Source organism: uncultured Sphingomonas sp. (assembly GCF_946477935.1).
Classification (GTDB): Bacteria; Pseudomonadota; Alphaproteobacteria; order Sphingomonadales; family Sphingomonadaceae; genus Sphingomonas.
This window is the reverse complement of record NZ_CAMLAC010000218.1, coordinates 1-6136: the sequence shown is the minus strand read 5'-3', so window position 1 is coordinate 6136 and position 6136 is coordinate 1. Positions and strand designations below refer to the sequence as shown.

Below are 6136 nucleotides of genomic sequence, written 5' to 3'. Positions count from 1 at the left end.
CTCTACGTCTCGTGGGCTCGGAGATGTGTATAAGAGACAGACGCTGCCCGGCATGCGGGGCGGTGGTGGAAGCGGATCACCGGCTTTGCGCCACCTGCTGGTGCGGATTGCGCTTCCTGGGGACGCCGGCGTGTGCGGGATGCGATCGGCCGTTCGGGCATGACAGGGGCGTGGGCGCGCGGTGCGCGGCGTGCATCGCGCGGCCGCCGCGGCTGGCGGGGATACGCGCGGTGGTGGCGTATGGACCGGTGTCGCGGATGCTGCCGGTCAAGCTGAAGCATGGCGGGCGGATCGGGTTGGCCGAGACGATGGCGCGGCTGATGGTGGCGCGGATGCCGGCAGGGGCGGACGTGCTGATCCCGGTGCCGCTGCACCGCTGGCGGCTATGGGCGCGCGGGTTCAACCAGGCGGCGCTGCTGGGGCAGGCGCTCTCGAAGGCGACGGGGGTGGACCATGTGCCGGGGGCACTGGTGCGGTGGCGGCGCACGCCACTGCTGCGCGGGCTGGGGCGCAAAGGCCGGGCGCGGGTGACGCGGGGTGCGTTCCGGGTGGTGGACCGGGCGGCCGTGACCGGGCGGCGGGTGGTGCTGGTCGATGACGTGCATACCACGGGCGCGACGGCGGATGCGTGCGCGCAGGCCTTGCTGGCGGCAGGCGCTGCCTCGGTGACGCTGCTGTGCTGGGCGCGCGTGCTGGCAGAGGATGATTGACAAGCCCGGCCGGCATCCACACCTGTCGGGACATGGCAAAGGTCGAAATCTACACCAAGGCGTTCTGTCCTTATTGCACGCGCGCCAAGTCGCTGCTCGCCTCCAAGGGCGTCGAACCCGAGGAGGTCGACATCACGATGGGCGGCCCCCGGCGTGCGGAGATGATCCAGCGCGCCAACGGGCGCACCACCGTGCCGCAGGTTTTCATCGACGGGCGCCATATCGGCGGCTCGGACGATCTGGCGGCGCTGGACCGGCGGGGAGGACTGGATCCGCTGCTGGCGGCATGAGGATCGGCGTTCTCCAGATGACGAGCGGGATCGATCCCGCCGTCAATGCGCGCGCAGTCGCCGATGCGATCGCGGCGAGCCGGGCGGAGGGCGCCGCCATGGTGTTCACGCCGGAAATGTCGGGGCTGCTCGACCAGGATCCGGCGCGCGCCGCCGCGGCGATCGTCACGGAGGACGAGGACCGGGTGCTGGCCGTGACGCGCGAGGCGGCGGCGAAACATGGCGTCTGGGTGCATCTGGGATCGCTGGCGGTGCGGCGCGACGATGGCCGCTATGCCAATCGCGGCTTCGTGATCGACGATCGCGGCGTGGTGCGCTCGCGATACGACAAGATGCACCTGTTCGATGTCGACCTGCCGACCGGCGAGCGCTGGCGCGAATCGGCGCGCTATGCCGGGGGTGAGGCGGCGGTCGCGGTCGATACGCCGGTAGGGCGGCTGGGCCTTGCCATCTGTTACGACCTGCGGTTCCCGGCCTTGTTCGCGGCACTTGCCGAGGCGGGGGCGACGGTGATCAGCGTGCCCGCCGCGTTTACCCGGCCGACGGGCGCGGCGCACTGGCACATCCTGCTCAGGGCGCGGGCGATCGAGGCGGGGGTGCATGTGGTGGCGGCGGCGCAGGCCGGGCTGCATGACGATGGCCGGGCGACCTATGGCCATTCGCTGCTGGTCGATCCCTGGGGCGAGGTGCTGCTGGATCTGGGCGAGGCGGCGGGGCTGGGCCTTGCCGAGATCGACGCGACGCGCACCGCCGAGGTGCGGGCCCGCGTGCCGGCGCTGTCGCATCGACGGCCGATCCCCGCCGTGCAGGTCGTGCCCGCATGATCGTGTTCGACCTGCGCTGCGGCGGCGGCCATGTGTTCGAGGCGTGGTTCGGATCGTCCGCCGATTACGCCGCGCAGCGCGAGGCGGGGCAGGTGCGCTGCCCGCTATGCGACGATGCGGATATTCAGAAGGCGGTGATGGCACCGCAGATCGCCGCCAAGGGCAACCAGCGCCCGGAACCGTCCCGGAACCCGCCATCGCCGGATGGGGTGAAGGCGGCGCTGAAGATGCTGGCGGCCGCGCAGGCCAAGGCGCTGGAATCCTCGACCTGGGTGGGCACCGCCTTTGCGGAAAAGGCGCGGGCGATCCACGCCGGCGAGGCAAGCGAGACGGTGATCCATGGGCAGGCCAGTCTGGCGGAGGCCAGGGCGCTGGTCGAGGAGGGTGTGCCGATCGCGCCGTTGCCCTTGCCGGTGGCGCCGCCCAAGCAGTTGAACTGAACGCCTACTGGACCGCCATCGATGGCGGTTGTATCAGGACGCGGCGTGACTCCGTAGCTCAGTCGGATAGAGCATCAGATTCCTAATCTGGGGGCCACTGGTTCGAATCCAGTCGGGGTCACCACCTTCCTTTCCCATCAGTCGGATGCTGCCGCGATGCGACCATTGGTGCCGTTGCCTGTCGTGATGCTGGTGGCGGTGACGATGCTTGGGGCGATGCTGGGCGGTTGCGAACGGGCGCCGGGCGCGGATTACGATACCGCGCGCCTGGATGCGGCGGACCGGGCCGAGCGGGCGCGGCAGGAAAAGGCCGCGCAGGCGATGGTCGCCGACACCGAAGATGCCGTGCGGTGGAAGATGATGGCGGCCCGGATCGATGCGCTGGAGCGCGAGGTGGCGGCGCTGCGCGACACGCGGCAGATGCTGGATGCGACGCTGGTCGCGGATCGGCTGGCGCGGGTCGAGGCGGGGGTGGTGGCAAAGCCCGAGCCGGCACCGGTGGCGATGCCGTCTCCTGCGCCGCGAACGGCGGCGCGTGCGGTTCGGCCGCCGGTGGCGAAGGCGAGCCCGACGCCGGCGAAGCGCGCTGCGCGCAAGCCGCTGGAACTGGATCTGCGTTAGAGCGTCAGACGCAATATCGGACCCGCTGCCCCCGTTCGTGCTGGATCAGATTTAACGTAGCTTGCTCCAGGTGCTGTGTCAGGGCACCTAACCCCTCCGTGCCGAGTCATCGCCGGTGCGCCAACCTGTCTCTCGATACGATGAGCAGGTCGGATCGTCCCCCGGACGATCCTGAACATGCTGGGAGCATGTTCACCTGTTCATCTCGATACGCAGCTACGCTGCTACTCGACGGCTACTCGAGACGAACGGACGTGGGGGGTCTCGAGACGAACGGGTGGGGAGTCGGTTTGTGTCGTTGGCGCGGCACTAACGGGCAAGTGGTATGTCGGGCGGCCGGCGCGGTTGGCTGAGCCGCTATCGCTATCTCGTTGTCGAGGGGGCAGTATCCTCGATCTCTGCTGATCGGGGATGATGGTGATGCGTGGAATGGGGTTGATCGCGGCGGCGTTGCTGGCCGGGCCGGTGCAGGCACAAGAGTCGCGACCGGAAGCGGCGCCGGCGCGGATACCGCCGGCGCAGCCCGAGGGGTGGAGCATCACCATCGGCGCCGCGCCGGTGGTGAGCCCGGCGTGGCTGGGATCGCGCGACGTGTCGCTGTCGGTGTTTCCGGATCTTCGCGTCAATTACCGCGACGTGCTGTTCGCGTCCGTGCCGGACGGGATCGGGTGGAATGCGGTGAACGATGGCGGGTGGCGCGCCGGGCCGCTGGTGAAGATCCGTTTCGGGCGCGACGAGCGCGATGGCGGGTCTCCCTTCCTGATCGCGGGCGGTAGCGATGCGCTGGTCGGCATGGGCAACGTCAAGGCAGCGGGAGAGGCTGGCGGTTTCATCGAGAAGGCGTTCGGGACCACCCGGCAATGGAGCGTGCGCGGCGAGGTGCGGCAGGGCTTTGGCGGGCATCAGGGGGTGGTCGCGGATATCGGCGCCTGCTACCGGGCGCGGCTGAGGCGGAGCATCGTGCGCTTCGGGCCACGCGCGACGCTTGCCAGCACGGATTTCATGCAGACCTATTTCGGGGTGGATGCGGGCCAGTCGCTGCGCACCGGGCTTGCCCGTTACGATGCGGATGGCGGGGTGCTGTCCTACGGCGTCGGCGGGTCGATGGTGCATCCGCTGGACCGGCGCAGCGCGATCACCGTGTTCGGGAGCCTGGAGCGGCTGGGCGAGGCGGCAGGCGATTCGCCGCTGGTACGCGAGCGGGGACGGCGCGCGCAGTTCACGCTGGGCGTGGGGTACGGCTTCCGGTTCGGATTATAGAGGCTGTTTGGAAAGGTGCTGGAGGCACGCCGTGAAACTCGCTCTTTCGCGAGTTTCCAAACGGGCTCTTAGCGCGGAGAAGCCGGGGGTCTCTGCCATGCGGCGGAGCCCCCCGACGTTTCTTACTTCTTCAGATGGGCCGAGATGAACTTGTTCATCTCGAACATCGTCGCCTTGTCCTTGCCGAACACCTTCTTCAGATTGTCGTCGGCGAGGATTTCGCGCTTGTTCTCAGGGTTCTGCAGGTTGTTGGACTTGATATAGTCCCAGACCTTGCTGATCACCTGGCTGCGCGGCAGCTTGTCGTTGCCGACAATGGCGCCCAGTTCCTCGGACGGCTGGACCGGGGCGTGGATGCCCGTGCCCTCGTTGGTCTGCTTCGTCGCGGCCTTCTTGGCGCCGGCTTCCTGCTTGGCAGTGGCCATCTCTGTCCTTCCTATTCTCTAGCGGTCCCCCTTGTCCGGGGGGCGTGTGAATCACGCCTTATGGAGCGCTCCCGCCTTGTGCGCCGCCTTTCCGCCATTGTCACTCTCTACAATGTATTGCGGCTCGTCCTTGGAGGCACGGACCTGATGGCCTTTGATCTTGGTGTCGCTGGTCACCTTCTTCTCGACGGTGCCGTGCGCGGTGCCGCCATGGCTTTTCCAGGTCACCTCGTCGCCCTTCTTGAACGTCGTCATGGATCGTCTCCTGTAGCGGTGCGTCAATGGCGGGGAGGCCCGGTTGGTTGCATGGCGCCCCCAAGCGGCGTTAGGGCGGGGCCTCAAGGAGATTGTCGATGAAGACCCGTGCCGCCGTTGCGTTCGAGGCGAAGAAGCCGCTGGAGATCGTGGAACTGGACCTGGAAGGCCCCAAGGCCGGCGAGGTGCTGGTCGAGATCATGGCGACGGGTATCTGCCACACCGACGCCTATACGCTGGACGGGCTGGACAGCGAGGGGCTGTTCCCGAGCGTGCTGGGCCATGAGGGCGCCGGCATCGTGCGCGAGGTGGGCGCGGGCGTGACCAGCGTGGCGCCCGGCGATCATGTGATCCCTCTCTACACCCCCGAATGCCGCCAGTGTAAGTCGTGCCTGTCGGGCAAGACCAACCTGTGCACCGCGATCCGCGCCACGCAAGGGAAAGGTCTGATGCCCGACGGCACCACGCGGTTCAGCTACAAGGGGCAGCCGATCTTTCACTATATGGGCTGTTCCACCTTTTCCAACTTCACCGTGCTGCCCGAGATCGCGGTGGCGAAGATCCGCGAGGACGCGCCGTTCCAGACGAGTTGCTATATTGGCTGCGGCGTGACGACGGGCGTGGGCGCGGTGACCAACACCGCCAAGGTGCAGGCGGGCGAGAATGTCGTGGTCTTCGGGCTGGGCGGCATCGGCCTGAACGTCATCCAGGGCGCGCGGATGGTGGGGGCGAACCGCATCGTCGGCGTCGACCTGAATCCAGAGCGCGAAAGCTGGGGCCGGCAGTTCGGCATGACCGATTTCATCGATGCGCGGGGGAAAAGCCGCGAGGAGATGGTCGCCGCGGTCGCCGCGCTGACCGATGGTGGTGCGGACTATACCTTCGACTGCACGGGCAATACCGAGGTGATGCGCACCGCGCTGGAATGCTGCCACCGCGGCTGGGGCACCTCGATCGTGATCGGCGTGGCCGAGGCGGGCAAGGAAATCTCCACGCGGCCGTTCCAGCTCGTCACCGGGCGCAACTGGCGCGGTACCGCGTTCGGCGGCGCCAAGGGGCGGACGGACGTGCCCAAGATCGTCGACTGGTACATGAACGGCAAGATCGCGATCGACCCGATGATCACGCATGTGCTGTCGCTGGATGAGATCAACAAGGGCTTCGACCTGATGCATGCGGGCGAGAGCATCCGCTCGGTGGTCGTGTACTGATGTTCAGCCATGTCGTGCTGGGGGCGAACGACATCGCCGAGGCCAAGCGCTTCTATGATGCGATCCTGGGCGTGGTGGGGGCGCTCGAGGGGGTGATCGA

General features: G+C 67.9%; 9 protein-coding genes and 1 tRNA gene. 8 read left to right on the top strand and 2 right to left on the bottom strand.

Going from position 1 to position 6136, the window contains the following annotated elements; translation table 11 throughout:
* Positions 1–23 precede the first annotated feature (23 nt).
* From Q0U08_RS16765 to Q0U08_RS16735, 7 genes are all read left to right on the top strand, one after another.
* A complete protein-coding gene (locus tag Q0U08_RS16765) occupies positions 24–710 on the top strand; it encodes a ComF family protein (protein WP_298092745.1) in 687 nt (228 codons plus the stop codon).
* A gap of 32 nt (positions 711–742) precedes the next feature.
* Positions 743–1000, top strand: a complete 258-nt coding sequence (gene grxC / locus Q0U08_RS16760) for a glutaredoxin 3 (protein ID WP_298092744.1) — start codon at positions 743–745, stop codon at positions 998–1000.
* Positions 997–1824 carry a carbon-nitrogen hydrolase family protein gene (locus tag Q0U08_RS16755; protein ID WP_298092743.1) on the top strand — a complete coding sequence of 276 codons (828 nt, stop codon included), beginning with the start codon at positions 997–999 and terminating at the stop codon, positions 1822–1824. Before grxC ends, Q0U08_RS16755 begins: the two co-directional genes overlap by 4 nt.
* Entirely contained in the window at positions 1821–2264 is a 444-nt protein-coding gene (locus Q0U08_RS16750; protein ID WP_298092741.1) for a DUF1178 family protein, read from the top strand. The genes Q0U08_RS16755 and Q0U08_RS16750 overlap by 4 nt, the downstream gene beginning before the upstream one ends.
* Before the next feature lie 47 nt (positions 2265–2311).
* Positions 2312–2388, top strand: a tRNA-Arg gene (locus Q0U08_RS16745).
* Between the two features lie 32 nt (positions 2389–2420).
* On the top strand, positions 2421–2885 hold the full coding sequence (locus tag Q0U08_RS16740; RefSeq protein ID WP_298092740.1) for a hypothetical protein: 465 nt from the start codon (positions 2421–2423) through the stop codon (positions 2883–2885).
* A 420-nt stretch (positions 2886–3305) separates the two neighbouring features.
* The gene (locus tag Q0U08_RS16735; protein ID WP_298092739.1) at positions 3306–4145 is read left to right on the top strand and encodes a MipA/OmpV family protein; all 840 of its coding nucleotides are present in this window, start codon (positions 3306–3308) and stop codon (positions 4143–4145) included.
* Between the two features lie 122 nt (positions 4146–4267).
* On the opposite strand, the gene Q0U08_RS16730 is transcribed toward Q0U08_RS16735, so the two are convergent.
* A complete protein-coding gene (locus tag Q0U08_RS16730; protein WP_174236620.1) occupies positions 4268–4570 on the bottom strand; it encodes an SWIB/MDM2 domain-containing protein in 303 nt (100 codons plus the stop codon).
* 51 nt (positions 4571–4621) lie between these two features.
* Complete coding sequence (locus tag Q0U08_RS16725) at positions 4622–4825, bottom strand: DUF2945 domain-containing protein (protein WP_298092738.1); 204 nt, start codon at positions 4823–4825, stop codon at positions 4622–4624.
* A gap of 98 nt (positions 4826–4923) precedes the next feature.
* Here Q0U08_RS16725 and Q0U08_RS16720 point away from each other — a divergent pair, with 98 nt between their 5' ends.
* Complete coding sequence (locus Q0U08_RS16720; RefSeq protein WP_298092737.1) at positions 4924–6036, top strand: S-(hydroxymethyl)glutathione dehydrogenase/class III alcohol dehydrogenase; 1113 nt, start codon at positions 4924–4926, stop codon at positions 6034–6036.
* The last annotated feature ends 100 nt before the right edge of the window (positions 6037–6136 follow it).

Coding starts and splice junctions, on each gene's coding strand:
- Q0U08_RS16765 (WP_298092745.1), top strand. CDS start 24: ATGTGTATAAGAGACAGACGCTGCCCGGCATGCGGGGCGGTGGTGGAA.
- grxC (WP_298092744.1), top strand. CDS start 743: ATGGCAAAGGTCGAAATCTACACCAAGGCGTTCTGTCCTTATTGCACG.
- Q0U08_RS16755 (WP_298092743.1), top strand. CDS start 997: ATGAGGATCGGCGTTCTCCAGATGACGAGCGGGATCGATCCCGCCGTC.
- Q0U08_RS16750 (WP_298092741.1), top strand. CDS start 1,821: ATGATCGTGTTCGACCTGCGCTGCGGCGGCGGCCATGTGTTCGAGGCG.
- Q0U08_RS16740 (WP_298092740.1), top strand. CDS start 2,421: ATGCGACCATTGGTGCCGTTGCCTGTCGTGATGCTGGTGGCGGTGACG.
- Q0U08_RS16735 (WP_298092739.1), top strand. CDS start 3,306: ATGCGTGGAATGGGGTTGATCGCGGCGGCGTTGCTGGCCGGGCCGGTG.
- Q0U08_RS16730 (WP_174236620.1), bottom strand. CDS start 4,570: ATGGCCACTGCCAAGCAGGAAGCCGGCGCCAAGAAGGCCGCGACGAAG.
- Q0U08_RS16725 (WP_298092738.1), bottom strand. CDS start 4,825: ATGACGACGTTCAAGAAGGGCGACGAGGTGACCTGGAAAAGCCATGGC.
- Q0U08_RS16720 (WP_298092737.1), top strand. CDS start 4,924: ATGAAGACCCGTGCCGCCGTTGCGTTCGAGGCGAAGAAGCCGCTGGAG.